The following is a 25,647-nucleotide window of genomic DNA, read 5'->3' on the forward strand; positions in this document are numbered from 1 at the left end:
AAGCAATCTCATGCGCAAGAAGCTCATCGCCGGCATCGGTCTGGCCCTCGTCGCGGGCCTCGCCCTCAGCGGCTGCTCCGCACGCGGAACCTCGGACTCGGGCAGCAGCTCGGGTGCGACCATCAAGAAGGGCGACCTCATCGGCGTCGCGCTGCCGGCGAAGACCTCGCAGAACTGGGTGCTCGCGGGCGCCGCGTTCAAGAAGTCGATCGAGGACGCCGGCTTCAAGGCCGACATCCAGTACGCCAACGCCGGCAACCCGGTCCCCGACCAGCAGTCGCAGATCTCGAGCATGGTCACCAAGGGCGCCAAGGCCGTCATCATCGGTGCGGCCGACGGCTCGCAGCTCGGCTCGCAGGTCAAGGCGGCCAAGGCGCAGGGCGCCACGGTCACCGCCTGGGACCGCAACATCCTGAACACGAAGAACGTCGACTACTACGTGGCGTTCAACAACTTCAAGGTCGGCCAGCTCCAGGCGCAGGCGCTCCTCGACGGCCTCAAGGCCAAGAAGGGCGACGGCCCCTACAACATCGAGCTCTTCGCGGGTTCGGCTGACGACGCCAACGCGACCGTCTTCTTCAACGGTGCGATGGACGTGCTCGAGCCGAAGATCAAGGACGGCACGGTCAAGGTCGTGTCCGGCCAGGAGACCTTCCAGAAGGTCCAGACCAAGGGCTGGCTCGCGCAGAACGCCCAGTCGCGCATGACGGACCTCCTCTCGCAGTACTACTCGGGCAGCACCAAGCTCGACGGCGTCCTCTCGCCGAACGACACCCTCGCCCGGGCGATCCTGACCGCGACGAAGGCCGCGGGCAAGGACACCCCCGTCATCACCGGTCAGGACTCCGAGACCGCGTCGATCCCGCTCATCATGAAGGGCACGCAGTACTCGACGATCTACAAGAACACCACGGAGGAGGCCCAGGCCGCCATCGACCTGGTGTCGGACCTCGCTGACGGCAAGACCCCGAAGACGGTCTCCGACAAGAACAACGACAACGGCGTGAAGGTCGTCCCGACGGTCGAGCTCACCCCGATCCTCGTCACGAAGGACAACGCGGTCGAGGCCTACAAGGGCAACGACACGCTCGAGCAGCTCGCCAAGCAGGGCTGATCGCAGCACTGCCGCACACACAGCACACGGACGGCCCCGTCTCGCACCGCGAGACGGGGCCGTCCCGCGTCCACACCACGACTGCTCCCGGCGCGACCACGCACCGGCCGGGAGGCACGGTGCCGGCCCGCCCCGCGCCTCCCGGCCGTCAGACGGCCACGTCGTCGGCGTGGGCCGCCCGCAGGCGCCGAGCCGCCGCGCAGAGGTGCGGGACGTCGGTCCGCGCGGTGCCGAGGACCACCGCGGGCGTGGTGTCGAACGAACGCCGGGTGAGCCGCTCGGCGAGGAGCGAGACCTTCCGCCACGGGATGCTCGGCTCGGCGGCGGTCAGTTCGTCCGGCAGCATGCGCACCGCCTCGCCGATCTCGACGAGTCGCATCCGCACGGCGTCGTACACGAGCAGTTCCGGGAGCGCGTCGTCACCGACGTAGCCGCGGATCAGCTCGCACGCCCGGACGACGTCGTCCAGGCGCTCCCCCGTCCCCCGGGTCACAGTGGGACCGCCTCCCGCACGACCCGCGGGTCCATCCCGGCGGCGTCGACCACGTCGACCCGGGCGCACAGCAGCTGTTCGGCCTCGTCCTGCATCCGCATCAGCGCGAAGATCCCGAGACCCGTCCCGAGGTCCACCATGAGGTCGACGTCGCTCTCCGGCCCGTCCTGACCCCGCGCGACGCTCCCGAAGAGGCGCGGGTTCCGGCCACCGAACCGGTGCACGATGTCGCGGAGCTCGGACCGGGCGGCGGCGACCCGTTCCCGCAGCGGCGGCGGCTCCTCGATCGGCTCGAGTTCGATGGTCGCCGTGAAGCCGGCTGCGCGCAGCAGCCGCTGCAGCGCCGCCAGAGACGGGTCACGACGACCGTTCTCGTAGGTGCTGATGACGCTCTGCGTGACGCCGGCCCGGACGGCGAGCTGCACCTGGGTCAGTTCCGCGCGGACGCGGGCGCCACGGATGAGCTCGGCCGCCGACACTGGCGGCGCGGGCTTGGGGAGGACTGCGGACATGCGGCCACGATACACAGAATGCGAAATGTTGCGACCCATGCACTGCGGTTCGCCACAATGCACTGCTGGGATTGCTCCTGCTATATCGCGGAGCGTCGATGCTTCTGCGGTCAGTCGATGCTTCTGCGGTCAGTCGCGCGTGGAGACGTCCGTCCGGTGGAAGTTCTGCGCCGACCGGGACGCCGTCGGGCCCCGCTGCCCCTGGTAGCGGGACTGGTACTCGGCCGAGCCGTACGGCTTCTCGGCGGGGCTGGAGAGCTGGAAGAAGCAGAGCTGCCCGATCTTCATGCCCGGCCAGAGCTTGATCGGCAGGGTCGCGACGTTCGAGAGCTCGAGCGTCACGTGGCCCGAGAAGCCCGGGTCGATGAAGCCGGCCGTCGAGTGCGTCAGCAGACCGAGGCGTCCGAGCGAGCTCTTGCCCTCGAGGCGCGCCGCGATGTCGTCCGGCAGGCTGACGACCTCGAACGTCGACCCGAGCACGAACTCCCCCGGGTGCAGGACGAACGCCTCGTCCGGGTCGGTCTCCACCAGGCGGGTGAGCTCGGGCTGGTCCTCGGCCGGGTCGATGTGGGGGTACTTGTGGTTGTCGAACAGCCGGAAGTACTTGTCGAGCCGGACGTCGATGCTCGAGGGCTGCACGAGCGACGCGTCGTACGGGTCGAGCCCGATGCGTCCGTCGGCGAGCTGGGCGGTGATGTCACGGTCGGAGAGCAGCACGCTGGAAGCCTAGCGGCCGGGGGACCGCATCGATATCCTGTCAGGCTGCCCAGGGTCGGGGAGCGAACAGGAGCAGGACGATGACGACCGCCGGCCGACCGCCGTACACCGTCGAGGAGCTCGACGTCCCCACCACGATGCACGACGACCCCGCCCGGGTGGCGGCCTTCCGGGCATGGCTCGCGGTGTCCGACCGTGCGGAGGCCGCCGTGCACGGGCTCCCCGAGCTGGCCTGGACCGCCGACGAGTACCTGCCGATGTGCCACACACCCGGCGCCCCGAGCCGGCTCTTCGTCGCGCGGGACGCCTCGGGCACGGTCGTCGGCGCGGCCTCGTACGACTCGAAGGAGGAACCGGGGACGACGAACTGCTGGCTCGCCGTCGGCGTCGACCCGGCGCACCAGGGCCGCGGCGTGGGCAGCCTGCTGGCCGACCACGTCGAGCGGATCGCACGGGAGCAGGGTCGGACGCAGTGGAAGACGTACGCGGTGTCGCGGCAGGTCGGCCCCGCGTCGGGCGACGGGTTCCTGCAGGCGCCGACGGGCCACGGCGCGGTCCCCGCCGACGAGGCAGGGGTCCGCTTCCTCACCCGCCGCGGGTGGCGGTTCGGGCAGGTGAACCGGATCAGTCGGCTCGCGCTGCCGGCAGACGTCGCGGTGGTCGGCGCGGCGCGGGCGCGAGCGGTGTCGGCCGCCGGGGACGCGTACCGGACGCACCGGTGGACGGGGCGCACTCCCGAGCGCTGGCTCGACGGCGTCGCCCTGCTGCGCACGCGGATGTCGACCGACGCACCCGAGGGGGACATGGAGGAGCCGGAGGACGTCTGGGACGCCGACCGCCTCCGTGAGCAGGAGGCCGAGTTCGACCTGGCCCCGCGGACGATGGTGACGGTCGCCGTGGAGGACGTCGCCTCCGGGTCGCTCGTCGGGTTCTCGCAGCTCGCCGTCCCGGACGACCCCGGTCGGGCGGTCATGCAGTGGGACACGCTCGTGCTCCGGGAGCACCGGGGACACCGGCTCGGGTGGTTGCTCAAGGTCGAGGGGATCGCGTCCGTCGAACAGGCGTTCCCCGGGCGCCCGTCGATCATCACCTTCAACGCCGAGGAGAACCGGCCGATGCTCGACGTGAACGAGGCCGTCGGGTTCGTCGGCGTCGGCAGCGAGGGCATCTGGGAGCACCGGGACTGAGGCGGCCGAGCCCGTCCGCCCCGGACTGTGCCGGACCGCAGCCGGCGCGGCGGACGCACACCGCGCCCCTCCCCACCGGCACGGCCCGGACGCCGCTGGCGCGTCGCCCGGGAACCGGCGGCGTGGGCCCAGGCTGGGGCGCTTACCATGGGACGGTCATGACCGTCACGTCCTCCGCACCCCCGTCCGGAGGCGCGGCGCCGGAATCGGCGCCCGTCACCGCGCGCACGTCCACCGTCGCGACGGTCCTGGTGATCGCCGTCCCCCTCGCCGCAGCCCTCGCCGTCCTCGGCATGGTGCTGACCGGCGCGTTCGGCTCCGACCAGCAGCTCGTCTCCGCCGGCGACCTCGTCACCTACGGCCTGCCCGTCGCGCGCGCGGTGCACGACACGATGGCGGCGGTGACGATCGGCCTGCTCATCGTCGCGGCGTTCGCGCTGCCGGCACGCAAGCAGGACCACGGGGCCGTCGCGAGCGTGCAGCACCGGGCCACCCGGTGGGCGGCAGCGACCGGGAGCGTGTGGTTCCTGGCCGCGGTCGTCGGCATCGTGCTCACCGGGGCGAACACGCTCGGCGTGCCGCTGACCTCCCCGGTGTTCGCGCGCAACTTCCTGCTCTTCGCCTTCCAGGTCGAGATCGGGCAGGCGCTCGTGGTCTCCGCGGCGGCGGTCCTGCTCGCGACCGTCGTCGCCACGTTCGCGACCCGGGTGACGACCCTGGCCGTCGCGACCGTCCTCGCGCTCTTCGCGCTGCTCCCCCTCGCACTGTCCGGCCACGCCGCCGGGTCGCTCGAGCACGCGAACGCTGTGAACTCGCTCGCGGTGCACCTCGTCGGCGTGTGCGTCTGGGCGGGTGGCCTCGTCGCAGTGCTGCTCCTGCGCACCCGCACGAAGGGTGCGACCGGTCGTGTCGTGTCGCGGTACTCGACCCTGGCCGGCTGGTCCTTCGGGGCCGTCGCGTTCTCCGGGATCGTGAACGCGTCGCTGCGTCTCACCGGCCCGCTCGACCTGGTCACCACGCCGTACGGCTGGCTCATCACGACGAAGGCCGTCATCCTCGTGCTGCTCGGGCTCGCGGGGGTCGTGCAGCGCCGACGGCTCGTGCCGGCGTTGCTCCGGTCACCGCTCGACCGCCGGGCGTTCACCCGGTTCGCGCTCGCCGAGATCGTGTTCATGGCCGTGGCGATCGGCGTCTCGGTGGCGGTGTCCCGCTCGCAGCCGCCGATCCCCCAGACCCCCGAGACCGGCGACGACACCCGCTCCGGGCTCATCGGCTACCCGTACCCGCCGACGCAGACCCTGCACACGTACTTCACCGAGTGGCACTGGGACTGGGTGTGGGCCGCGCTCGCCGTGACCGGGGCCGTCTGGTACCTGCTCGCGGTGCGGAAGCTCCGGAAGCGCGGCGACTCCTGGCCCGTCGGCCGGACGATCGCGTGGCTCGTCGGCTGCGCGCTCTTCATCTGGACGACCTCGGGCGGACCGGCCGTGTACGGCATGATCCACTTCTCGTCGCACATGGTGCAGCACATGCTGCTCATGATGTTCGTGCCGCTGCCCCTCGTGCTCGGCGGGCCGGTGCTGCTCGCCCTGCGGACCCTGCCGGTCCGCAACGACGGCTCGCGCGGCGCCCGCGAGTGGCTCATGCTGTTCGTGCACTCGCGGTACATGCAGTTCATGGCGAAGCCCGCGGTCGCCGGGGTGGTCTTCGCCGGCTCCCTCGTGGTGTTCTACTTCACGCCGGCCTTCGAGTACGCGATGCAGTCGCACGAGTGGCACGTCGTGATGGTCGTGCACTTCGTCCTGAGCGGCTACCTGTTCTTCTGGGTGTTCGTCGGCGTCGACCCCGGTCCCGCCCGGCCGCAGTACCCCATCCTCATCATCGCGCTGCTCGCGACGCTGGCGTTCCACGCGTTCTTCGGCGTGGCCGTCATGACGTCCGAGTCCGTGTTCGCGGTCGACTGGTTCCACGCGCTCGGGCAGACGAACGACGCCGCGCTCCTGGCCGACCAGCACACCGGCGGCGGGATCGCCTGGGGTGCCGGCGAGCTCCCGATGGTCTTCGTCGCACTGCTCGTGGTGCGGAACTGGGTGCGGTCGGACACGCGTGACGCCAAGCGGCTCGACCGGAAGGCCGACCGCGACGGCGACGCCGACCTCAGGGCGTACAACGAGCGGCTCGCCGCGATGCACGACCGGGACTGAGCGGCGGGCGGCGCGGTTCGCGTTCGCGTTCGCTTTCGCGTTCGCACAACCAAAGTCAGTTCGCGCCGATGATCGCGCTGGTTCGGTTCGCTTTCGGTTGTGCGAAGACGATCGACGCCGCACCGCACCGCACCGCGACTCCGGCCGCGGGCCACGCGAGCCCCGACGGCCCGGGCTCAGTCGCCGTGCACGAGGCAGACGGCGTCGAGGTCCATCGCGGCCTCGAGTGCCGCGGAGATCCCCGACTCGCCGTCCGGCCCGGCCGGGGTCACCACGTCGACCCACCACAGCGGCACCTCGAGCGTCGGCGCCTCCGGCAGGATCCGTTCGACCTCGTCGAAGGCGTCCACCCGCCGCACCCCGAGCACGGTGAGCACCGGGTGGGTCGCGTCGCGGCAGACCTGCAGCACGGGGCCGTCGTCGAGGGCTCGGACGCCCCAGGTCTCGTCGTGCATGAGCAGCGCCTCGGCGACGTCGCGGATCTCCACCGGCTGCCGGCAGAGGAGCGTCACGTCACGCGGCACCGGGACCTCCGCTGACCGGAGCGCCCACGTGGCCGTCCTCGTGCGCGGGGTCGAGCGGTGCGCCGCCGACCAGCTGCAGGAAGCGGTCCTCGTCGATGCGGTCCAGGAAGGCCTCGAGCGCCTCCCACCCGTCCTCGAAGCGGACGATGAGCCCCGCGTCGGTTCCGTCGGCGGCGTCGTCGTCCGCGTGACGTCCACGCGTCCCGAAGGTCGTGGTCGAGGTCCGCGGTGGCGGCCACACCCCGTCACGGTCGAGGAACTCGGCGGCCTCGGGACCGACGACGACGGCGAGCGGCGACGGCTCCCCGTGCGACACGGCGCGGACGAGGTGGTCGGCGTCGCCGCGGCGCTGCATCACCACGCCGAAGACGGGCTCGACCTGGTCGGCGACCCGCTGCACGGCATCGAACATGCGCGGCGCGAGCGAGGGGTCGGCGTGCTCCTCCGGCACCGTGAGCACGGCGGACATCGTCTCGATGACGACCCCGTCCAGCAGGTGCGCGGTCATGGTCGCCGAGAAGCCGTCGCCGATCGCGTAGGACGTGGAGACCGCGGGCGCCTCGTGCTTCGCGTACTGCGTCACCACCCACCGGTCCCACGGGACGGTCAACGGCTCGGCGGTCCCCCACCGCGTCGGGCACGCGCCGACGGTGTCGCAGAGGGCCTCGATCGCCGAGCCCATGTCGACCGCTCGGCCCTCGTGGTGCCGGAGGGTGAGGTCGATGCTGACCTGCCGCACGGAGTCCGACGACACCGGGTGCTCGGGCGACGGGGTCCCGACCAGTTCGGGACCCCGGTGCACGAAGTCCTCGATGCCGGAGGCCGCGGCGCCGGTCCGGCCGTCGCGGAGGGTGCCGTCGTGGTCGGCGACGGCCCAGGCGGCACCGTGCGCACCGAGGGCGTGCCGGAGTGCCGGTGTCAGCGCGGCGCCGGGGCCCGTCCGCAGCACCACGGTCCGGCCCGCGGCCGAGGCGCGGCGGAGCAGCGAGGCGAACGCGTCGGTCAGCCACACCACCGACGATGCCGAGTCCACCACGAGCGCCGGGCCGACCACGTCGTCGATGAGGGGATGCCTGACCATCCGGTTCCTCCTCGGGTCGTCACTCGGTCGGATCCCCCTGGACGGTACACACGAGCACGACACCTGTCCGTCACGGAGGGCGGCTCACAGCGCCTACACGGACACCGGCCTGGAGGCACGGATCGCGGCCGCCCCGCAGCCCCCGGAGCGCGTCCGGCTGGCTTCCAGCGGAGAATCCGGTAGGGTTGTCGACGTCCCGCCGAGCGGGATGCGCGAGTGTAGTTCAATGGTAGAACTCCAGCTTCCCAAGCTGGTAGCGCGGGTTCGATTCCCGTCACTCGCTCCACGATCGCCGAGCACTACGCTCGCTCATGACTCCGCTCCCCACGACCCACGTCGTCATCGGCGGCGGGATCGTCGGCGCCGCGACGGCGTTCGCGCTGACCGCCCGCGGCGGTCGGGCACGACACTTCCGACTGGTGAAGGCGGCGCGCAGCAGCCGACAAGCCTGCTGCACGTGGGCGAACTCACCGCAGCACCCGGCGCACCGTCGCTCCGGTGATCGGGTGCTGCTCGAGAACACTCTTCTCGCGTCCATCGCGCCGAGCCGGAGGCCATGACCTCGCATGCTCCGCGGTTGAGTCGCGCATCCGACAGTGCAAATCGACCCTCAGAACTCCGACATGACGCCCGGCGAAGGGTGGCGATGAACGTCGGCGGACGCACGGGGCGCTCGTGGTGCGTCAGTGGTGCTGCTGTCGACTCCGGCGGCGATGCCGAATGGTCGTGCCGACGTAGCATCCGCCAGCTCCGGCAGCGAGGGCGACCGCGAACGATCCGGCGATCTGATCGGGTGTCCCGACCGTCGCCGCCGCCACGGCGGCACCGACGATCAGCAGGCCGATGGTGACGGCGATGGCAAACACTGGGTTACTGAGAAGCTTGGTCATGCTGTCCTCCTCAGGCGCAGCGGGGGTTCTTGTTCGACACGGGGTAGACGCGCAGCGACTTGGTGCCGCACCGTACGCCGCCACTGGTCGAGACGGCAACGGTCGCGATGGTGATGGCAATGGTCGCGACCGCGCACACGGCTGGGCCGAGGACGCAGATGCCAGCGGTCAGACCGGCAGCGGCTCCACTGATGATCAGGTTCTGATCGAACGAATTGAATCCGACGTAGACACCGCCGTAGCTGTCTGAGCCAGCCGAAAGGCGCTGCTGCGGGTTTGTCTCGTTGAGGTCCAGCGTGAAGCCGTTACCAGCGTCGATCGTGACGGTGCGAGTGCCATCCGACTGCACTTTCTCGCCAGTGACCGCACCCGCTGCCCGAGCATCCGCAATTGCTTGGTTGATCAGCTCGAGGGTGATTTCCGGGTGCGTCGCGGAAACATTGACCACGATCGGAGCGGATCGGGGGGTTTCGGCGGCGTTGGCACTCGGAGCCATGAGCAGGCTTCCCGCGATGAGTGCGGAGCTGAGAGTGATACCGGCCAGCGTCGTACGGAACTTCGGCATTGTTGTTACCCCTTGCGGAAGATTTTCCGAAGCATCGTTGCTCCGGTGCTGAGGACACTAGCCCTGTATCCGGTAGCCGTCAAAACGTGAAATTTGACTGTTCCAGAAAGGCGGACAGACTGAGTTTCCTTTCAGTCGCTGTGAACTGGGCGGTTGGGCACCGCAGGCGTTCACGCACCACGTGGACGTGCCCCGCGGTGGCGGGCTGACAGGGAACCGGTGCACGGGTCGGTGCTGGACCGGTGCGCGATGGTCTGGGCGGCGGGTTCAGCGAGGCTGAGGGGCAGCAGCCGGGCGTGGGCGATGGAGCGGCGACGCCCCGCCGGTGCTCATGATCGGAGAGGGGCCGAGCCAGCTTCCCAAGCTGGTAGCGCGGGTTCGATTCCCGTCACTCGCTCCACGATCGCCGAGCACTACGCTCGCTCCATGGCTTCCCTCTCCACGACCCACGTCGTCATCGGCGGCGGGATCGTCGGCGCCGCGACGGCGTTCGCGCTGACCGCCCGCGGCGAGCGCGTCCTCCTCCTCGAGCAGCACGGCCGCGGCCACGACCGCGGTTCGTCGCACGGTGCGAGCCGCATCTTCCGGCAGGGGTACGCCGACGCCGAGTACGTGGACCTCACCACGCAGGCACTGGACCTGTGGGAAACGCTCGAGCGGCGGTCGGGCACGACGCTCATCGACCGGACCGGCGCCGTGGACCACGGTCGCCCCGATGCCGTCGACGCGATCGCCGCCGCGCTGACCGACGCGGGTGTCCCGCACGAGACGCTCTCGCCCGACGACGCCGCTGCCCGGTGGCCCGGCATCGCCTTCGAAGGGCACGTCCTGGCGCATGCGACGGCGGGACGCATCCGGTCCGCCGCGGCGCTCGAGGTCTTCCTGACGCTCGCGGAGCGGACCGGGCTCGCCGACCTCCGGTTCGGCACACGCGTCACGGGCATCGAGGACCACGGCGACGACGCCACGGTGTCGTTCATCAGCGATGACGTCGACGTCGAGACGGTCCGGACCGCGTCCGTGGTGGCCGCCGTCGGGTCCTGGGCCCCCACGCTGGTCGGTGCCCTGCTCGCCGGACGCGGGGCGGGCCTCCCGGCCGTCCGCGTCACCCAGGAGCAGCCGGCCCACTTCCCCAGCCACCTGCCGGACGCGGCGTGGCCGAGCTTCGTGCACTGGGGCGAGGGCGACGGGGTCTACGGCCTGCTGACGCCCGGTGAGGGCGTGAAGGTCGGCTTCCACGGCACCGGTCCCGTCGTCGACCCGGACCACCGCGACTTCGCGCCGGTGCCCGCGGAGGCGGAGCGGCTGCAGGCCTACGTGACGCGGTACGTGCCCGGCGTGGACGCGACGAAGCCGACGTTCATCAGCTGCCTGTACGACACCACGCCGGACGAGGACTTCGTCATCGACCGCCGCGGTCCGCTCACCGTCGCGACCGGGTTCTCGGGCCACGGCTTCAAGTTCGCGCCCCTCCTCGGCGAGCTCGTCGCGGACCTCGCCCTCGGCGGCACCCCACTGCCACGGTTCGCGCTCGCTCGCTGAGGCCGGACCCGTCCCGCTACGGTGGTCGGGTGCGCATCGTGGTGGCTCCGGACTCGTTCAAGGGCACCGCGACCGCGGCGTCCGTGGCTGCGGCGATCGCCGACGGCTGGCGCGCCGAGCGTCCCGACGACGACCTCGTCGTCGTGCCGATGGCCGACGGCGGCGAGGGCACGCTGGACGCCTTCGCCGCGGCGTTCCCCGACGCGGTGCTGCAGCCGCTGACGGTGACCGGTCCCGCGGGCGACCCGGTCGACGCCGCGTGGTTGCGCCTGCCGGACGGACGCGGCGTGGTCGAGCTCGCCGCGACGAGCGGCCTCCCCCTGCTCGGCGGGCACCTGCTGCCGGACACCGCGACCTCCCGCGGGTTCGGGGAGGCGATCGCCGCGGCGCTCGACGCGGGCGCGACCGGGCTCGTGCTCGGCATCGGCGGCAGCGCGTCCACGGACGGCGGCGCCTCCGTGCTCGACGTCATCGGTGGCCGGCCGCTCCCCCGCGACGGCGTGACCGTCCTGACCGACGTCACCTCGCCGCTCGTCGGCCCGTCCGGCGCCGCAGCCGTGTTCGGGGCGCAGAAGGGCATCACACCCGACCGGGTGGCCGAGTTCGACGCCCGGCTGTCCGCGTTCGCCGCCCGCTTCCCGCACGTCGACCCCTCGACGCCGGGCGCGGGGGCCGCGGGCGGGGTCGGGTTCGGCCTGCTCACGTGGGGTGCGACCCTCGTGCGCGGTGCCGACGGGATCGCGGAGGTCCTCGGGCTGCCGACGCTCCTGGTCGGTGCGGACGTGGTCGTCACGGGCGAGGGACGGTTCGACGGACAGAGTGCCGCGGGCAAGGTCGTGTCGGTCGTGCGCGAACTGGCCGGACGACACGCCCCGGACGCCCGGACGGTGCTCGTGGCCGGCGCGATCGGTGCCCCGCTCGACGCGTTCGCCGCCGCGGCCTCGCTGACCGTGATCGCCACGCAGACCACGGGCGAACCGGACGACGCGCTCCGCGATCCGCTGCGCTTCGCCGCGATCGCGGGGACACGACTCGCCCGGATGTCCTGAAGAACCGCACAGGAGGGGGACCCCGTCGGTACCACGCTGTCCGCAGCGCGCAGGAGCACACTGGTCCGTCGGAGCCGGAACCGGTTCCGTCAGCTGACGACCCATCCCACGAGGAGACCTTTGCGCACCGTCAACGCCTACGCTGCCCCGTCCGCCACGGAGCCGCTCGTCAAGACCACCATCACCCGCCGCGACCTCGGTCCGAACGACGTCGAGATCGACATCGCCTACGCCGGCATCTGCCACTCGGACATCCACACCGTCCGGGGCGAGTGGGGCGAGATCCAGTACCCGCAGGTCGTCGGTCACGAGATCGTCGGCCACGTCTCGGCCGTCGGCTCCGACGTCAGCAAGCACCAGGTCGGCGACCGCGTCGGCGTCGGCTGCATGGTGAACTCCTGCGGCGAGTGCGAGAACTGCGTCAAGGGCGAGGAGCAGTACTGCCTCAAGGGCAACATCCAGACCTACGCCGGCGTCGACCCGGCCGACGGCAGCATCACCCAGGGCGGCTACTCGCAGGCGATCGTGGTGAACGAGGACTTCGTGCTCCGCGTGCCCGAGTCGCTCGACATCGAGAAGGTCGCGCCGCTGCTCTGCGCCGGCATCACGACCTACTCGCCGCTGCACCACTGGGGCGTCGGCCCCGGCTCCAAGGTCGCCGTGATCGGCATGGGCGGCCTCGGGCACATGGCGGTGAAGATCGCGGTCGCGCTCGGCGCCGAGGTCACCGTCCTGTCGCAGACCACCTCGAAGCAGGAGGACTCGCTCCGCTACGGCGCGAAGGCCCACTACGCGACCAAGGACCCGGCGACGTTCGAGGAGCTCGCGGGCTCGTTCGAGCTCATCATCAACACCGTGTCGGCGAAGATCCCGATGGGCGCCTACCTCGGCCTCCTCAAGGTCGACGGCACGCTCGTCAACGTCGGTGCGCCGTCGGAGCCGCTCGAGGTGCCCGCGTTCGCGCTCATCCCGCGCCGGCTCAGCTGGGCGGGTTCGGCGATCGGCGGCATCCGCGAGACGCAGGAGATGCTCGACTTCTGCGCCGAGAAGGGGATCCTGCCGGAGACCGAGCTCATCAGCGCCGACCAGATCAACGAGGCCTACGAGCGGGTGCTGTCCTCGGACGTCCGCTACCGCTTCGTGATCGACGCGGCCACGCTCGCCTGACGCGAGCAGCAAGGGACGGGAGGCACGTGGCGGGTCCGCCACGTGCCTCCCGTCCGTTCCGCGACCGTCCGCAGGACGCTCCGCGGGCCGCCCCGCGGGCCGCTCCGGGGGCGATCATCCGCAGACCGCGACGCGCTCGTCCAGCGCGCGCAGGACGGTCGACGGGCCCCCGAACGGGGAGGACAGTGGGGGGATGTCCACCACCTGCACCCCCACCACCACGGCACTCGTGTCCGTGGCCGGCAGCGACACGGACTCGGCCATCCACGACCTCGCCGGGATGTACGCCGGGAAGGCCTGGTACTCCGCCCACGTCGACGACGACTACTGGTACCGCTACGCCGGCATCGGCGACAGCGACATGAGCATCCGACGGTCCCAGATGCACGGCTACCTCCGCGGTGACGTCGCCGTCGAGGGCGAGGTCGTCGTCCAGTGGATCGACTCCGGCACGGCCACCGTCGACACCCACCGCGACGCGACTCCCATGCGGCACGGCGTCCCGGTGCTCTTCCCGATCGAGCAGCGCTTCGAGATGGAGTACCGCGACTGGGACCAGCGGCTCGTGCACCTGAGCCGTGCCCTCGTGCTCGACGTCGCAGCGGAGCAGTACCTCGTCGACGGCACCCTCGCGTTCCACCGCGGGGTGGAGCCGGGCCAGGCGGCGATCCAGCAGTGGCAGCGGAGCGTCGCGGGAGCCGTCCAGACGTACCGCGAGGGCGGCACGGGCTCCCTGGCGTGGCACGAGTCCCAGCGCTCCGTGGCCCGTGCGCTCCTCGGTCTCTACCGCTTCCAGGCGCCAGCGCTCCCCGACCGCTTCGGTGCGCGGAGCAACCGCCGTGTCCGAGCGGCGGTGGAGCACATCCACGCGAACGCCGCGATGCCGCTGACGGTGTCCGACATCGCGCGCGCAGCCGACCTCAGCGTGCGGGGGCTGCAGGAGTCGTTCCAGCGCGCGCTCGACCGCACGCCGATGCAGTACCTGCGCGAGGTCCGCCTCCGTCGGGCACACGAGGACCTGCTGCGCTCGGAACCCGGCGAGGTCAGCGTCGCCGACGTCGCACGGCGGTGGGGGTTCAGCCACATGGGGCGCTTCTCGAGCGAGTTCCTGCAGCGCTTCGGCGAGTACCCGAAGAACACGCTCCGGCGGCGCTAGGCCACCTCGTCGCCGGTCGGGAGCGCCTCGCACCAGTCGACGGTGGACGCGGCGACGCTGGCTTCGAGGGCGCCCGACGCCGCGTCCACGATCGTCACGAGTCCGCTCGTCGCCGACCGGGTGACGACCGCGGCGAACTGCCCGTTCGGCGACGGACAGACCGCGGTGATCCCGGCGTCCGACGGGATGGTCACGGCAAGCCGGGAGGCGCGGGCCGGCCGCACGAGGAGGATCCGTTGGTCGAGCGTGCCGTCCGCGCGGACAGTGCCCACCAGCCGGAGGTACGTCCCGCTGGGCAAGGGCGCGATCCGGCCCAGGTAGGGCGCGTCCGTGCTCCCCTCCGGCGTCGCGATGGGCGTCCGTCGGCCGTCGGTCAGGTCGAGGTACTCGATCCCGGTGCCGGTCTCGACCACGGCCGTGGTGCCGGAGGCGACGAAGCCGTGCAGGGTCGTGGCGCTCCCCAGCCGCACCGCGGCGACCGAGCCGCTCATGTCGACGAGGACCAGGTCGTCGCCACTGGTCCGGACGAGCGCGCTCTCGGTCCGCGGGACGTACGCCCACTGTGCGACGGTCATCGGGACGGCGCCGGTCGTCGGTCTGCCGTCCGCCGCGATCGCCACGGGCATGTGGGTGCCGGTCATGTCGACGACGTAGAGGCCGACGTCGGTCGAGCGCCCCGACGACGTGTCGGCGTACTGGAAGCCGAAGGAGGCTCCGTCGTCCGCAGCGTGGAGCGCGGTCACCCGTCCGGCCGCGGTCGGCAGCGTGATCCGCTCGACGGGCAGGTCGTCGTCCTGCACGCCGCCGGCGAGCCCGACGACGTCGATCGCCGAGCCACCTCGGCCGACGTCGCGGACGACGACAAGCGACCGTCCGAGGCGCGCGTACGCCGTGATGCCGTCGTCCGCGTACACCGTCGTGGCGCCGCCGGCGTCGAGCGAGCGTCGGACGATCCGGTCCTTCCCGCCGCCCGGTCCAGCGGGGACGAGTGCGAGGACGTCGGTGCTCCCGGTGCGGACGGTGGCGCGGAGCGTCGCGCTCGACGACTGCCCGGGCGCACGGACACCGGTGACCGCGATCTCGTACGACCGGTCGTAGTCGAGCGGTCCGGCGAACTCGACGGCGATCGTGTTCCCGCTCGACGTGACCGTGTGCGCCGCTGCCGGTCGGACCACCACGTCCGCGGGGCGCACCGCTTGGACGGCCTGGTTCGCGGTGAGGATCACGCGCTGGGCCGGCTTCGCCACCAACCCGGCGGCGTCGTACGAGACGGCACGGAGCCGAGGACCCTGCTGCGCGCCGACGACCGCGGCGAGCGCACCGACGACGATGAGGACGACGGTCACCGCGAGGTACCGCGTCCGGAAGCGGTCGCGACGGGGGCGTCGAGCATGGTCAGTACTCGTAGGGGTCACTCGGCTGCGCGATCTGTCGAACGGAGGACGCCTTCACGACGATCCTGGCGGCGGCGGACTGGTCGGGGTTGGCGACGAGGGAGCCGCGCACCGTGACCCAGCGGTCCGCGTCGGGGACGGCCCCGGTCGTGGTCACGCCGAGGCCGACCGGTTGCGCGTCGACGGCGCAGCAGCTGATCACGAACCGGGTCAGCGTGAACGATCCGTCGCCGGCAGGGACGACGAAACCCGTGAGCTCCACCCGCTTCCCGACGAGGGCGCTCGTGTCGGTGGACTGGCGGATGAGGGCGGCCCAGTCCTTCACGCCGTAGTCGGACGTGTCGACCGCGTCGCTGCCGAGGAGCGAGACCCCCTGCGCTCCGGTCGCGTTCGACAGCGTCGCGGCATCGACGCTCCGCTGCTGGGCGGTCCGGGCGGACAGCGTCGCGGGCGGCAGCACGAGCATGGCGACCGTCACCCCGATCGTCACGAGCGCCGCGGCCCAACCGAGGACGACGCGGACGGGACGACCCGCGCCTCCCGGCCGTCCGCCGTGGACGCCGTGCGCGTCGGCCTCGGTGTCACCGTGTGCGTGGGCATGCCCGCGCGCGACGACGACGAGTCCGGCGACCGCGGCCGGCACCGCGACGGCCGCGAGCACGACGGTGAAGACGGCGTACCGCGGGTTGATGTAGAGGTCGAGGTGACCGACGACCGCCAGCCAGAGCGTGCACAGCGCCACCGCGAGGACGGACCCGAGGCCCAGCGCCGCCGACGCGGTCGACTCAGACGAGGACATTCATCACCAACCCGACGGTCGCGGCGAACAGGACGCAGACGACGGCGAGCAGCACGAGGAAGCGCACTCGGAACGTCGTGCGGAGCAGGACGAGCATCTTCACGTCGATGATCGGTCCGATGATGAGGAAGGCGGTGATCGACCCGGGCAGGAAGGTGGAGGCGAACGACAGCGCGAAGAACGCGTCGACGTTCGAGCAGAGCGACACCGTCATGGCCAGGAGCATCATCGCGCCGACCGAGAGCACGGGGTTCGCGCCGATCGCCACGAGCGTCGAACGGGGTACGGCGACCTGGACGGCCGCGGCCAGCCCGGCGCCGACGAACAGGGCGGGCATCATGGTCGCGGTCTCGCCGCCGAACTGCGCCGCACTGTCCCGCCAGCGGTCTCGGGACGGCGGGGCACCGACGGCTGTGCGGCAGCGCGCCTCGAACGTGGGCAGCAGCAGCTCGGCCGGACGTCGGTGCGCGGCCACGATCCAGCCGACGAGGTTCGCGACGACGAAGCCGCCGACGATGCGCACGGGCAGGATCCACCCGGACCAGCCGAACGCCTGCGCCGTGCTGATGATCACGAGGGGGTTGAGGATCGGGGCGGCGACGAGGAAGGTCACCGCCTCGGCCGGGGTGAACCCGCGCAGCATGAGACCGCGGGCGAGCGGGACGTTGCCGCACTCGCAGACCGGGAACAGCATCCCGATGAGCGAGATCACGGCTCGACGGGGGACCGCGCGCTGCGGGAGCACCCGTTCGAGTACGCCCACGGGGACCCACACCTCGACGACGATCGAGAGCAGGATGCCGAGCACGACGAAGGGCAGGGACTCCACGACGACGCTGATCGCCAGCGTCAGGAAGTCCTGCACGACGTCCGGCAGTCCGGCGGACCCGACGGTCGGCGAGACGACTCGGACGCCGAGGAGCGCGACGACTGCGACCAGCACGAGACCCGGGCCGGTGCGGCTCCGGGACGGGGTCGTGGCGGTGGCGGTCGCGCGCGTCACCTTGGCCACGATAGGCGACCGGGGCTGCCGCTCGGTGTCAACGAGTCGGCGTGCCCGTCGCGCGGGACCGCGACGCGGGCGCCGGCACCGCCCCGGGGCCTCAGCGCGGGGCGAGGCCGTCCAGGTGCCGGTCGAGCACACGGATCGCCCAGTCGCCGGACTCCCCCGGCGCGAGGCGCGAGACGTGCATCGCGAGACCGTCGATGAGGGCGTGCAGCCGCTGCGCCTCGAACACACGCTCGGCCTCGGGCACGCCGACCAGGCGGACGATCTGCTCGGTCCACTGCTGCATGTCGGAGACCACACGGTCGAGCGCCGGCCGGAGCGCCGGGTCGGTCAGCGCCGCGTTGCCGAGCGCGAGGTAGACGTCGAGCTCGATGAGCCGCTCCTCGTCGAGGGGCAGCAGCTCGAGCAGGATGCGGCGGGCACGTTCCCGGTCGGGCAGCGTCTCGGGCACGGCGTCGACGCGGCGGGTGGTGGCGTCGAAGACGGTCTCGAGCGCGTGCGTCCGGACGCTCGCCTGCGTGGGGAAGACGTACCGGACGGTCGAGGGCGGGAGTCCGGCCTCGGCCGCGACGCCGCGCACGCTGAGCGCGCCGAGGCCGTTCCGAGCGAGCACCCGCGCCGCTGCGTCGGACACGATCCGGCGACGTTCTCCGACGTCGATGCTCCTGGCCACGGGTGCCATGTTCGCACGAGCGTGCTACTTTCTTTCTCGTACAGTTGTGCGACTATGCAGGAGGAGCAGAGCGATGACGTGGGTCGTGCTGGTGCTGTCCGGCGTGCTCGAGGCCGTGTGGGCCTCCGCCCTGAGCGCGTCTGACGGGTTCAAGAAGGTCGTGCCGACGATCGTGTTCGTCGCGGGCATGGCCCTGAGCATGGCCGGGCTGGCGTACGCGATGACCGCCATCCCGGCCGGGACGGCGTACGCGGTGTGGGTCGGCATCGGCGCCTCGCTGACCGTGGTCGTCGCGGTGCTCCGCCGGCAGGAGGCTGCGTCCTTCGCCCGCCTGGCCCTGGTGTTCGGGCTCGTGGTCTGCGTCGTCGGCCTCAAGGTGGTGAGCTGAGGTGGCGTGGGTGGTCCTGTTCGTCAGCGCCGCACTCGAGACGGTCTGGGCGACGGCGCTCGGCGAGAGCCACGGCTTCACCCGCCCAGGGCCGACCCTGGTCTTCGTCGCGACGATCGCCGTGAGCCTCGGCGCGTTCGGGTACGTCCTCCGGCACATCCCGATCAGCACGGCGTACGCGGTGTGGACCGGGACGGGCGCGGCACTGACCGTGCTCTGGGGCATGGCGACGGGCGCGGAGCCCGTGACGGCCCTGCGTCTGCTGTTCATCGCGGGGATCGTCGGGTGCGTGGTCGGCCTGAAGCTCGTGCCCGCGCGGCCGGCCGGCGGTGCCCGAGACTCGGCCGGTGCTGTCCGAGTCTCGGCCGGCGGTGCCCGAGACTCGGCGTAGGCGACACTTCTCGGGGTCGGGGGCGCGAGCAGTGTCGCCCAACACGAGACTCGGCAGCGCCGGTCCGCGACGCAACCCATGAACGGCCTGGAGGCGCGGTGCCAGCTGGCACCGCGCCTCCAGGCCGTCGTGCGGTCACGCGATCAGACGGACGCGCCCGTCCACTCGTCCTCGGCGGCGACGTGGTCACTGCCGACCGTGCCGGCTGCCATGGCCGCGGCCACGCGGTCCGCGTGCGACGGCGGGTCGGACGGCACGTCGGCCGGACGGCCGTCGTCGTTGATCTTGCGGAGCTCGGGGACGATGTCCTCGGCGAGGATGTCGATCTGCTCGAGCACCGTCTTCAGCGGCAGGCCGGCGTGGTCCACCAGGAACAGCTGGCGCTGGTAGTGCCCGACGTGGTCCTTCATGGTCGCGTACCGGTCGATGACCTGCTGCGGGGAACCCACGGTGAGCGGGGTCTGTGCGGTGAAGTCCTCCATCGAGGGGCCGTGCCCGTAGACCGGTGCGTTGTCGAAGTACGGGCGGAACTCGTCCCACGCGTCCTGCGAGTTCTTGCGCGCGAAGAACTGGCCGCCGAGCCCGACGATCGCCTGGTCGGCGCGACCGTGGCCGTAGTGCTCGAAGCGCTGGCGGTAGAGCCCGACCATCTGCTCGGTGTGCTGGATCGGCCAGAAGATGTTGTTGTGGAGGAACCCGTCGCCGTAGTAGGCGGCCTGCTCGGCGATCTCCGGGGTGCGGATCGAGCCGTGCCAGACGAACGGAGGCACGCCGTCGAGGGGACGCGGGGTCGAGGTGAAGCCCTGCAGCGGGGTGCGGAACTTCCCCTGCCAGTTCACGACGTCGTTCTCCCACAGCTGGCGGACCAGCGCGTAGTTCTCGATCGCGAGGTTGACACCCTGCCGGATGTCCTGCCCGAACCACGGGTACACCGGGCCGGTGTTGCCGCGGCCCATCATGAGGTCCATGCGGCCGTCGGAGATGACCTGGAGCATCGCGTACTCCTCGGCGATGCGCACCGGGTCGTTCGTGGTGATGAGCGTCGTCGACGTCGACAGCGTGATGTGCTTCGTGCGTCCGGCGAGGTAGCCGAGCATCGTCGTCGGGCTCGACGCGACGAACGGCGGGTTGTGGTGCTCACCCGTGGCGAAGACGTCCAGGCCCGCCTGGTCGGCGTGCTCGGCGATCGTGAGGATGTCCTTCACGCGCTGGGTGTCGTCCGGGGTCGTCCCGGTGGTGGGGTCGGTCGTGACGTCGCTGACCGTGAAGATCCCGAACTGCATGGTGTGCTGCCCTTCGCTTTTCAATGCGTTTGCATCGACTTGCCGGGTACAACGTAGCGCACGCGGAGACATTCCCGCCAGTGCAGCGGAGGACCGCGCCCGCTGTGTGGGTCGGCGGCGCGACAGCACTGCCCGCTCCGGGCGGGCCGCAGCCTCTGCTGCGCGCGTCGGCTGCGCGACCGCGCTGACCGTCACGGGCGAGCCGCTGCGTCCGCCCTGGGCGCCGGGTGCATCCCGTCCGCGAACCAGACCGTGGCGACCACCGCGAGGATGCTCGCACTCGACGCGAGCCGGCCCGCCAGCAGGAGCGCCGCATGGTCGTGCGCCGTGCCCGAGAACCCGACGGCCAGCGCAGCGACCCCGACCGCCAGCGCGAGGCCGAGCGCGACGAGCAGCACGATGCCGACCAGGCGCCGGGGGCCTCGCCGTCCGTCACGGTCCCCGCGCTCACCCCGGTCGACCCGGGGGCCCGCTGCCCGCACCAGTCCGGTCCAGAACAGCGCGATCGCCGAGGCGCCCACGATGTCGCTCACCCGGTGCCAGCCGTAGACGACGGTCTGGTTCGCCACGAAGACCGCGTAGGCCGCCCCCACGATGGTGATGAGTGGTCGCCACCGCCGGGGCGTGACCATGAGGACACCGAACAGCGCGGCGAGGGCGATCGTCGCGTGTCCGGACGGGAACGAGTTCGGCGTCGTCGACTGGGCGATCTCCGGGCGCACGGCGATATGTTTGACGAGCGTCGAGGTCGCTGCCGACGCGAGCACGACGACTCCGGCTCCGAGCCCCACCGCCAGACGTCGTCGGGCGAACGCCACGGCGACCATCACGACGACGAGCAACAGGATCACCGGCACCGAGATGACGTTGAGTGCCGTGTCCGACCCGAACAGGTCGGACTCACTGACACCGCCGAGCGCGGCGTCCTCCGCCCGCTGACCGAGCGGCGTCAACACGGCGACCGCGTACACGAGAGGCACGATCACGAACCCGAGAGCCGACAGCAGCGCCCACCGTCCCCGCCGCGAGACGACGGGGCCTGGAACTGGTGTCCGCGTCACCGGTCTGGTCCTCCTCGGGGTCGTGCTGACAGGGGTCGTCGTCCGGCTCGTCGGCCGCCTCCGTGGCCGTCCGTCGGACGGGTCCGGGCAGGCCGCAGGATTCGGTCGGTCGGGGTCGGACACGATACCGTTGGCGAGCAGGTCGGACGCTGGGAAACGCGTGGCGTCACGGCCCGCGAGCAACGTCCCGGCGTACTGGTCGCCGGGCGTGGACGAGGAGGAGACCGACGTGGCCATCAAGGAACCGGGCATCACCGCTTCACCGAACCGGGGCCTGGCCCTGACCGTCGGTGCGATCCTGGCGATCTGGGGCATCCTGGGCTTCTTCTTCGCCGGTGACGGCGGCCACGCCTTCTTCGGCAACGACGGCGGCTTCCTGTGGGGCGTGTTCCTCGTGAACCCCGCGCTGTGCCTCGTCTGGACGCTCCTCGCTGCCGCGATGCTCATCGGCGGACTCGGGACGACCATCGGGTCGCGCAACCTGAACCTCCTCGCCGGCATCGTGCTGATCGTGCTCGCCCTGTACGGCTTCTTCTTCTCGAACACCTCGGCGAACGTCTTCGCGCTGAACGGCGTCGACAACGGGTTCCACGCCGTCGTCGGGTTCATCCTGCTGGTCACCGCGCTCGGTGCCGACCGCGAGAACCTGCGAGCCCTGCGAGCCGACCGCGACAACCGCGACCTGCTGCACGCGGAGGCTGCGCACAGCTGACCACCCTGACCGAACGGTGCCCCGTCGACCTCCGTGGTCGGCGGGGCACCGTGCCGTCGGGCGGGTCCGCGCTGCCACCAACCGCCAGCCGCCAGCCGCCAGCCGTCAGCCGATCGGCCGTCGGCCGTCACACCGTCGGCCGATCGGGCGTCACACCGTCGGCGCCGCTCAGGCCCCGTCCGCTCGTGGCGCCGCCTCGAGCTCCGTCGCGACCACGCGCGGTGCCTCGGACATGAAGCGCCGGACGTCGAGGTCGACGATGATGTCCTGCGGCCGCAACGGACGCGTCAGGTAGAGGCCGTCGAGGGAGGTCAGCCGCGACAGCGCGACGTACGTCTGCCCGGCGCTGAACACGCGGTTGCCGAGGTCGACCACGGCCCGGTCGTAGGTGCTCCCCTGCGACTTGTGGATCGTCACCGCCCACGCGAGGCGGAGCGGGAACTGCTGGAACTCCCCCACGGTGTCCTTCTTCAGTTCCTTCTTGTCCGGATCGTAGGAGTACTTGAACTTCTCCCACACGGAGGGCTGGACCTCGAAGGACTCCCCGTCGACGTCCACCCAGACGGTGTCGCGGATGGTCGTGACGACGCCGAGCGTCCCGTTCACCCAGCGCTGGTCGGGGTCGTTGCGGAGGAACATGACGTGCGCGCCCGGCTTCAGCTCGAGGGCCTCGTCCGCCGGGAAGTTCCGCCCGCCGAAGTCGCCGTTGACGTCGGCACGTGCGGTCTTGACCTTGCCGGGCAGCCGATCGAGGGCGGCCTTGTTGATCCGGGCCACCGTGTCGTTCCGGGTGGCGAGGGTGATCGCGTCGTCGGGAGCCGACCGCGCGCCGGCGGCGTTGAGCCGGCCGGCGATGTCCGCGGTCACCCGTCCGTGCCGCACGGCGGTGAGCATCGCCGCGAAGGCGTCATCCCGCTGCCGGTGCACGGTCGCGAGCTCGACGATGTGCAGCTCGGCCTCGAGCCAGACCTTCGCGTCGAAGAACCACATCGACCGGTAGTGGTCGGTGAAGTAGGCGCGCTCGTCCCCGTCGCCCGGCACCGGTGGCAGCTGGTACGGGTCACCGAACATGACGACCTGCACGCCGCCGAAGGCCTCGAACTGCCGGCCGCGGGCCTTACGGAGCGATCGGTCCATCGCGTCGAGGAGGTCGGCGTTCACCATCGAGACCTCGTCGATCACGAGGGTGTCGATCGTGTTGAGGAGCTTGCGGGTGTCCGGGCCCTGCCGGAGCTCGGCGTCGGCGATGAGGCCGATCGGCAGCCGGAACAGCGAGTGGATCGTCTGTCCGCCGACGTTCAGGGCCGCGACCCCGGTCGGGGCGCAGATCACCACCTGCTTCTCGGTGTGCCACGACAGGTGGTTCAGCAGGGTCGACTTGCCGGTACCCGCGCGCCCGGTGATGAAGACGTGGTCACGGGTGTGCTCGATGTACTCGAAGACCGCCCGCTGCTCGGCACTGAGCTCGACCGTCACGGTGCGCCCGCCCCGTGATCGGGACCCGGTCGGGAGGCGCGGATAGCCTCCGCCTCGGTGCCCGGCGCGTCGACGTGGTCGGCCGACTCCGTCCGGGCGACGTCGCTGTCGGGGCTCTCGTCGTCGAAGTCGTCGTCCGGGTCCGCGATGTGGCTCGACGTCGAACCATGATCCCGACCTCGAACCATGCGCCCGCCGTGTTCGACGTCGGTTCCGTGGTCCGGTGCGGCAGCCTCGTCGCGCACGGAACGCGGGACCGCCGACCGCGACGCCCCGGCCCCTGCCCCGGCGGCCGTCGCGGCTCCGTCCCGACGGAGCCGCACGAGCACCACGACGACGACCAGGACCAGCAGTGCCACCCCCGCGACCACGAGCACCGCGCCGCCGCGAGCCTGGTCCACGAGCGGGTCCGGCCCCCACGTCCGGCCCATCGCACCGAACCACGACGCCTGCAGCAGCCCCAGCGGCCCGCGCATCGCGACACCGAGGGACACGAGCCCGGCGGCGACGACGACCCCGCCGACGATCCGCACGACCGCCGCCGACCGGCTGGCACGACCCGCTCCGGCAGCGACGGGTGTGAGCAGCCCCGGCAGTGCGATGATCCCGACGAGCAGGAACACGACGTCGACCACCGTGCGCCCGGTGGGGTCGCTCACCGACCAACGGAGCACCTGGGTGTCGAAGTACACCCACCACACCGCGGCGAGCAGGACGAAGGCCGGGAACGGCTGCACGAGGTAGCGCACGACGGCGTTGTCCACGAGCACGCCGGTCCACTCGCGCACCCCCGTACTGCCGTCGTCGCGCGGGTGGACCGCAGCCCGGACGAGCCGGACGGGCGCAGCCGCCCACGCCAGCGCCGGGACGACGAGCCCGAGCAGCACGTGCGCACCGACGTTCGCCGACACGAGGAACCGGTCGTACGTGTGGAGCGAGCCCGAGGTCGCGAGGACCAGACACACGACGGCGATGCCCGCTGCGACCTGGCGTCGGACGGGCCACGTCGCACCGCGGCGGCGCAGTCGAACGACCCCGGCCGTGTAGGTGGCGGCGAGCAGGACGGCCGCCATGAGCCAGAAGAGGTCGACGTTCCACGCGGTCAGCCACCCCCAGGCGCCGGGCGCGTGGGGCAGCGGGTCGTCGGTGAGGAGCTCGGCCGGCGTCGGGTCGGTCGTCTTGCTCAGCGCGATCTGGTCGGTCGGCGTCTCGGTCCGGCCGAGCGCTGCCGCGAACCCGGACGCCACGCCCATCACCGCGAGCTCGGTCACGACGAGCACCCAGAACGTCCGTCGGCCCTCCGGCCGGGTGGAGAGCGCTCGGATCGCCCGACGACGCTGCACGGCGCCGAGGACCCCCATCGCGACGATCGCCCCGATCTTGACGAGGACGAGGATGCCGTACGGCGTGAGGAGGTTCGGGAACGTCCCGACCCGGATCTGCGCGGAGGCCGTCCCGGAGACCGCGACGAGCACGAAGCACCCCAGCGCGATGCTCGAGTAACGCCCGACGACGAACGGGAGCCGGTCCGCGTCGAGCACCGGGCGGACGAGCGCGAGCATCACGAGGCCGCCGACCCAGAGCGCGGCGCCGACCAGGTGGAGGCCGAGTGCGGTGACCGCGGCGTCGTGGCTCGCGGTGCCGGCGGCGTGCCCCTGCTGCGCGAGCGGGATCAGGCCGACCATCGAGACCCCGGCGGTCAGGGCGACCATGCCCCGGGACCGGACGGCGAAGCAGAGCACCGTGACCGCAGCGGCGACGAGCACGGTGACGAGCCAGGCGAGCCCGAGGTCGGTGCCGGTGAGGAAGACCCCCATCGACTGCCCGAACTGCTCGTCGAGCGACACCTGCGACCCGGCGACGCTGAGGAAGGTGAAGAACGTCGCGACGACGCTCGCCACGGTCCAGACGCCGGCCGCCCCGGCGGCGACGTCGATCGCGCGGTCCCACTCCCGGGCCGTCCGCGAGAACCCGATCGTGGCCAGCGCGAGGCCGCCGATGGTGGCGGCTGCGGCCAGGTCGACGATCATGCGCGCGATGGGCAGCCCGAAGCGGACCGCGGCACCGGGGTCGGCGATGAGCGCGGGGTTCGCTCCCCCACCGACCACGAGGGCGATGAGCAGCGAGAAGAACGCGGCGAGCAGCAGCACGGCGGGGCCGATGGTGCGCGCGATCCGGTTCACCCGACAAGCCTAGGCGGTGCCCACCCGGCCACAGAACCCGGCGGGCCGACCTGTGGACGGCGATCCGGGCCTCCCGG

Annotated in this window: 26 protein-coding genes and 1 tRNA gene; 12 read left to right on the top strand and 15 right to left on the bottom strand. The window is 71.8% G+C overall.

The features are described 5' to 3' along the window. The first annotated feature begins 10 nt into the window (after positions 1-10). Positions 11-1,114 (top strand): substrate-binding domain-containing protein, encoded by a 1,104-nt coding sequence (locus tag IEY20_RS10420; RefSeq protein WP_175328835.1) that lies wholly within the window; start codon positions 11-13, stop codon positions 1,112-1,114. Between the two features lie 148 nt (positions 1,115-1,262). Here the strand turns inward: IEY20_RS10420 and IEY20_RS10425 are convergent, their stop codons facing one another. From IEY20_RS10425 to dcd, 3 genes are all read right to left on the bottom strand, one after another. Continuing rightward, positions 1,263-1,607 (bottom strand): HepT-like ribonuclease domain-containing protein, encoded by a 345-nt coding sequence (locus tag IEY20_RS10425; RefSeq protein ID WP_022903026.1) that lies wholly within the window; start codon positions 1,605-1,607, stop codon positions 1,263-1,265. Further along, a complete protein-coding gene (locus IEY20_RS10430; protein ID WP_175328836.1) occupies positions 1,604-2,119 on the bottom strand; it encodes a helix-turn-helix domain-containing protein in 516 nt (171 codons plus the stop codon). Before IEY20_RS10430 ends, IEY20_RS10425 begins: the two co-directional genes overlap by 4 nt. A gap of 129 nt (positions 2,120-2,248) precedes the next feature. Then, positions 2,249-2,836 (bottom strand): dCTP deaminase, encoded by a 588-nt coding sequence (gene dcd, locus IEY20_RS10435; protein ID WP_022903028.1) that lies wholly within the window; start codon positions 2,834-2,836, stop codon positions 2,249-2,251. An 80-nt stretch (positions 2,837-2,916) separates the two neighbouring features. Between dcd and IEY20_RS10440 the strand changes: the two genes are divergently transcribed. After that, complete coding sequence (locus IEY20_RS10440) at positions 2,917-4,023, top strand: GNAT family N-acetyltransferase (protein WP_175328837.1); 1,107 nt, start codon at positions 2,917-2,919, stop codon at positions 4,021-4,023. 158 nt (positions 4,024-4,181) lie between these two features. Next, on the top strand, positions 4,182-6,227 hold the full coding sequence (locus IEY20_RS10445; protein WP_188889120.1) for a bifunctional copper resistance protein CopD/cytochrome c oxidase assembly protein: 2,046 nt from the start codon (positions 4,182-4,184) through the stop codon (positions 6,225-6,227). Positions 6,228-6,403: 176 nt separating this feature from the next. Here the strand turns inward: IEY20_RS10445 and IEY20_RS10450 are convergent, their stop codons facing one another. Both IEY20_RS10450 and IEY20_RS10455 read right to left on the bottom strand, forming a co-directional pair. After that, complete coding sequence (locus IEY20_RS10450) at positions 6,404-6,751, bottom strand: hypothetical protein (protein WP_022903031.1); 348 nt, start codon at positions 6,749-6,751, stop codon at positions 6,404-6,406. Then, positions 6,741-7,832, bottom strand: coding sequence for a DUF6177 family protein (locus IEY20_RS10455; protein WP_175328839.1), 1,092 nt, complete (start codon positions 7,830-7,832; stop codon positions 6,741-6,743). The genes IEY20_RS10450 and IEY20_RS10455 overlap by 11 nt, the downstream gene beginning before the upstream one ends. Positions 7,833-8,044: 212 nt before the next feature. Here IEY20_RS10455 and IEY20_RS10460 point away from each other — a divergent pair. Then, positions 8,045-8,118: transfer RNA gene (locus tag IEY20_RS10460), tRNA-Gly, on the top strand. Between the two features lie 25 nt (positions 8,119-8,143). After that, positions 8,144-8,392, top strand: coding sequence for an FAD-dependent oxidoreductase (locus tag IEY20_RS10465; protein ID WP_175328840.1), 249 nt, complete (start codon positions 8,144-8,146; stop codon positions 8,390-8,392). A gap of 123 nt (positions 8,393-8,515) precedes the next feature. Here IEY20_RS10465 and IEY20_RS10470 read toward each other — a convergent pair whose 3' ends face one another. Next, positions 8,516-8,722 (bottom strand): hypothetical protein, encoded by a 207-nt coding sequence (locus tag IEY20_RS10470; protein ID WP_175328841.1) that lies wholly within the window; start codon positions 8,720-8,722, stop codon positions 8,516-8,518. Positions 8,723-8,732: 10 nt separating this feature from the next. Beyond that, complete coding sequence (locus IEY20_RS10475) at positions 8,733-9,287, bottom strand: hypothetical protein (protein WP_175328842.1); 555 nt, start codon at positions 9,285-9,287, stop codon at positions 8,733-8,735. Between the two features lie 426 nt (positions 9,288-9,713). Here IEY20_RS10475 and IEY20_RS10480 point away from each other — a divergent pair, with 426 nt between their 5' ends. From IEY20_RS10480 to IEY20_RS10495, 4 genes are all read left to right on the top strand, one after another. Further along, entirely contained in the window at positions 9,714-10,829 is a 1,116-nt protein-coding gene (locus tag IEY20_RS10480) for an FAD-dependent oxidoreductase (RefSeq protein ID WP_175328843.1), read from the top strand. Positions 10,830-10,858: 29 nt separating this feature from the next. Further along, on the top strand, positions 10,859-11,878 hold the full coding sequence (locus IEY20_RS10485; protein ID WP_175328844.1) for a glycerate kinase: 1,020 nt from the start codon (positions 10,859-10,861) through the stop codon (positions 11,876-11,878). A 120-nt stretch (positions 11,879-11,998) separates the two neighbouring features. Further along, positions 11,999-13,045, top strand: coding sequence for an NAD(P)-dependent alcohol dehydrogenase (locus IEY20_RS10490; RefSeq protein ID WP_175328845.1), 1,047 nt, complete (start codon positions 11,999-12,001; stop codon positions 13,043-13,045). 193 nt (positions 13,046-13,238) lie between these two features. After that, positions 13,239-14,201 carry a helix-turn-helix transcriptional regulator gene (locus IEY20_RS10495; protein WP_175328846.1) on the top strand — a complete coding sequence of 321 codons (963 nt, stop codon included), beginning with the start codon at positions 13,239-13,241 and terminating at the stop codon, positions 14,199-14,201. Here the strand turns inward: IEY20_RS10495 and IEY20_RS10500 are convergent. The 4 genes from IEY20_RS10500 to IEY20_RS10515 form a co-directional block, all read right to left on the bottom strand. Beyond that, positions 14,198-15,547, bottom strand: coding sequence for a hypothetical protein (locus IEY20_RS10500; RefSeq protein ID WP_175328847.1), 1,350 nt, complete (start codon positions 15,545-15,547; stop codon positions 14,198-14,200). The genes IEY20_RS10495 and IEY20_RS10500 overlap by 4 nt on opposite strands. A gap of 49 nt (positions 15,548-15,596) precedes the next feature. After that, the gene (locus IEY20_RS10505; RefSeq protein WP_175328848.1) at positions 15,597-16,394 is read right to left on the bottom strand and encodes a TIGR03943 family putative permease subunit; all 798 of its coding nucleotides are present in this window, start codon (positions 16,392-16,394) and stop codon (positions 15,597-15,599) included. Continuing rightward, positions 16,381-17,397, bottom strand: a complete 1,017-nt coding sequence (locus IEY20_RS10510; RefSeq protein ID WP_175328849.1) for a permease — start codon at positions 17,395-17,397, stop codon at positions 16,381-16,383. Before IEY20_RS10510 ends, IEY20_RS10505 begins: the two co-directional genes overlap by 14 nt. 100 nt (positions 17,398-17,497) lie before the next feature. Beyond that, on the bottom strand, positions 17,498-18,076 hold the full coding sequence (locus tag IEY20_RS10515) for a TetR/AcrR family transcriptional regulator (protein ID WP_031273556.1): 579 nt from the start codon (positions 18,074-18,076) through the stop codon (positions 17,498-17,500). A gap of 73 nt (positions 18,077-18,149) precedes the next feature. Here IEY20_RS10515 and IEY20_RS10520 point away from each other — a divergent pair, with 73 nt between their 5' ends. Beyond that, positions 18,150-18,464, top strand: coding sequence for a DMT family transporter (locus IEY20_RS10520; protein ID WP_188889122.1), 315 nt, complete (start codon positions 18,150-18,152; stop codon positions 18,462-18,464). 10 nt (positions 18,465-18,474) lie between these two features. Continuing rightward, positions 18,475-18,855 carry a DMT family transporter gene (locus tag IEY20_RS10525; RefSeq protein WP_307839859.1) on the top strand — a complete coding sequence of 127 codons (381 nt, stop codon included), beginning with the start codon at positions 18,475-18,477 and terminating at the stop codon, positions 18,853-18,855. 143 nt (positions 18,856-18,998) lie between these two features. On the opposite strand, the gene IEY20_RS10530 is transcribed toward IEY20_RS10525, so the two are convergent. Then, positions 18,999-20,138, bottom strand: coding sequence for a CE1758 family FMN-dependent luciferase-like monooxygenase (locus IEY20_RS10530; RefSeq protein ID WP_175328853.1), 1,140 nt, complete (start codon positions 20,136-20,138; stop codon positions 18,999-19,001). A 191-nt stretch (positions 20,139-20,329) separates the two neighbouring features. Then, a complete protein-coding gene (locus IEY20_RS10535; protein WP_175328854.1) occupies positions 20,330-21,124 on the bottom strand; it encodes a phosphatase PAP2 family protein in 795 nt (264 codons plus the stop codon). Positions 21,125-21,359: 235 nt separating this feature from the next. Here IEY20_RS10535 and IEY20_RS10540 point away from each other — a divergent pair, with 235 nt between their 5' ends. After that, positions 21,360-21,911, top strand: a complete 552-nt coding sequence (locus IEY20_RS10540) for a DUF4383 domain-containing protein (protein ID WP_022903741.1) — start codon at positions 21,360-21,362, stop codon at positions 21,909-21,911. Between the two features lie 168 nt (positions 21,912-22,079). Here IEY20_RS10540 and IEY20_RS10545 read toward each other — a convergent pair whose 3' ends face one another. Beyond that, a complete protein-coding gene (locus IEY20_RS10545) occupies positions 22,080-23,387 on the bottom strand; it encodes an ATP-dependent DNA helicase (protein ID WP_022903742.1) in 1,308 nt (435 codons plus the stop codon). Further along, the gene (locus IEY20_RS10550) at positions 23,384-25,570 is read right to left on the bottom strand and encodes a bifunctional copper resistance protein CopD/cytochrome c oxidase assembly protein (RefSeq protein WP_175328855.1); all 2,187 of its coding nucleotides are present in this window, start codon (positions 25,568-25,570) and stop codon (positions 23,384-23,386) included. The genes IEY20_RS10545 and IEY20_RS10550 overlap by 4 nt, the downstream gene beginning before the upstream one ends. Positions 25,571-25,647 lie beyond the last annotated feature (77 nt).

This window comes from Curtobacterium luteum, from assembly GCF_014646995.1.
Lineage (GTDB): Bacteria > Actinomycetota > Actinomycetes > Actinomycetales > Microbacteriaceae > Curtobacterium > Curtobacterium luteum.

What these genes read in the sequence shown, in the direction of transcription:
- IEY20_RS10480 (WP_175328843.1), top strand. Translation starts at nt 9,714, where the DNA reads ATGGCTTCCCTCTCCACGACCCACGTCGTCATCGGCGGCGGGATCGTC.
- IEY20_RS10445 (WP_188889120.1), top strand. Translation starts at nt 4,182, where the DNA reads ATGACCGTCACGTCCTCCGCACCCCCGTCCGGAGGCGCGGCGCCGGAA.
- IEY20_RS10430 (WP_175328836.1), bottom strand. Translation starts at nt 2,119, where the DNA reads ATGTCCGCAGTCCTCCCCAAGCCCGCGCCGCCAGTGTCGGCGGCCGAG.
- IEY20_RS10530 (WP_175328853.1), bottom strand. Translation starts at nt 20,138, where the DNA reads ATGCAGTTCGGGATCTTCACGGTCAGCGACGTCACGACCGACCCCACC.
- IEY20_RS10465 (WP_175328840.1), top strand. Translation starts at nt 8,144, where the DNA reads ATGACTCCGCTCCCCACGACCCACGTCGTCATCGGCGGCGGGATCGTC.
- IEY20_RS10455 (WP_175328839.1), bottom strand. Translation starts at nt 7,832, where the DNA reads ATGGTCAGGCATCCCCTCATCGACGACGTGGTCGGCCCGGCGCTCGTG.
- IEY20_RS10520 (WP_188889122.1), top strand. Translation starts at nt 18,150, where the DNA reads ATGACGTGGGTCGTGCTGGTGCTGTCCGGCGTGCTCGAGGCCGTGTGG.
- IEY20_RS10440 (WP_175328837.1), top strand. Translation starts at nt 2,917, where the DNA reads ATGACGACCGCCGGCCGACCGCCGTACACCGTCGAGGAGCTCGACGTC.
- IEY20_RS10505 (WP_175328848.1), bottom strand. Translation starts at nt 16,394, where the DNA reads ATGTCCTCGTCTGAGTCGACCGCGTCGGCGGCGCTGGGCCTCGGGTCC.
- IEY20_RS10475 (WP_175328842.1), bottom strand. Translation starts at nt 9,287, where the DNA reads ATGCCGAAGTTCCGTACGACGCTGGCCGGTATCACTCTCAGCTCCGCA.
- IEY20_RS10420 (WP_175328835.1), top strand. Translation starts at nt 11, where the DNA reads ATGCGCAAGAAGCTCATCGCCGGCATCGGTCTGGCCCTCGTCGCGGGC.
- IEY20_RS10495 (WP_175328846.1), top strand. Translation starts at nt 13,239, where the DNA reads ATGTCCACCACCTGCACCCCCACCACCACGGCACTCGTGTCCGTGGCC.
- IEY20_RS10470 (WP_175328841.1), bottom strand. Translation starts at nt 8,722, where the DNA reads ATGACCAAGCTTCTCAGTAACCCAGTGTTTGCCATCGCCGTCACCATC.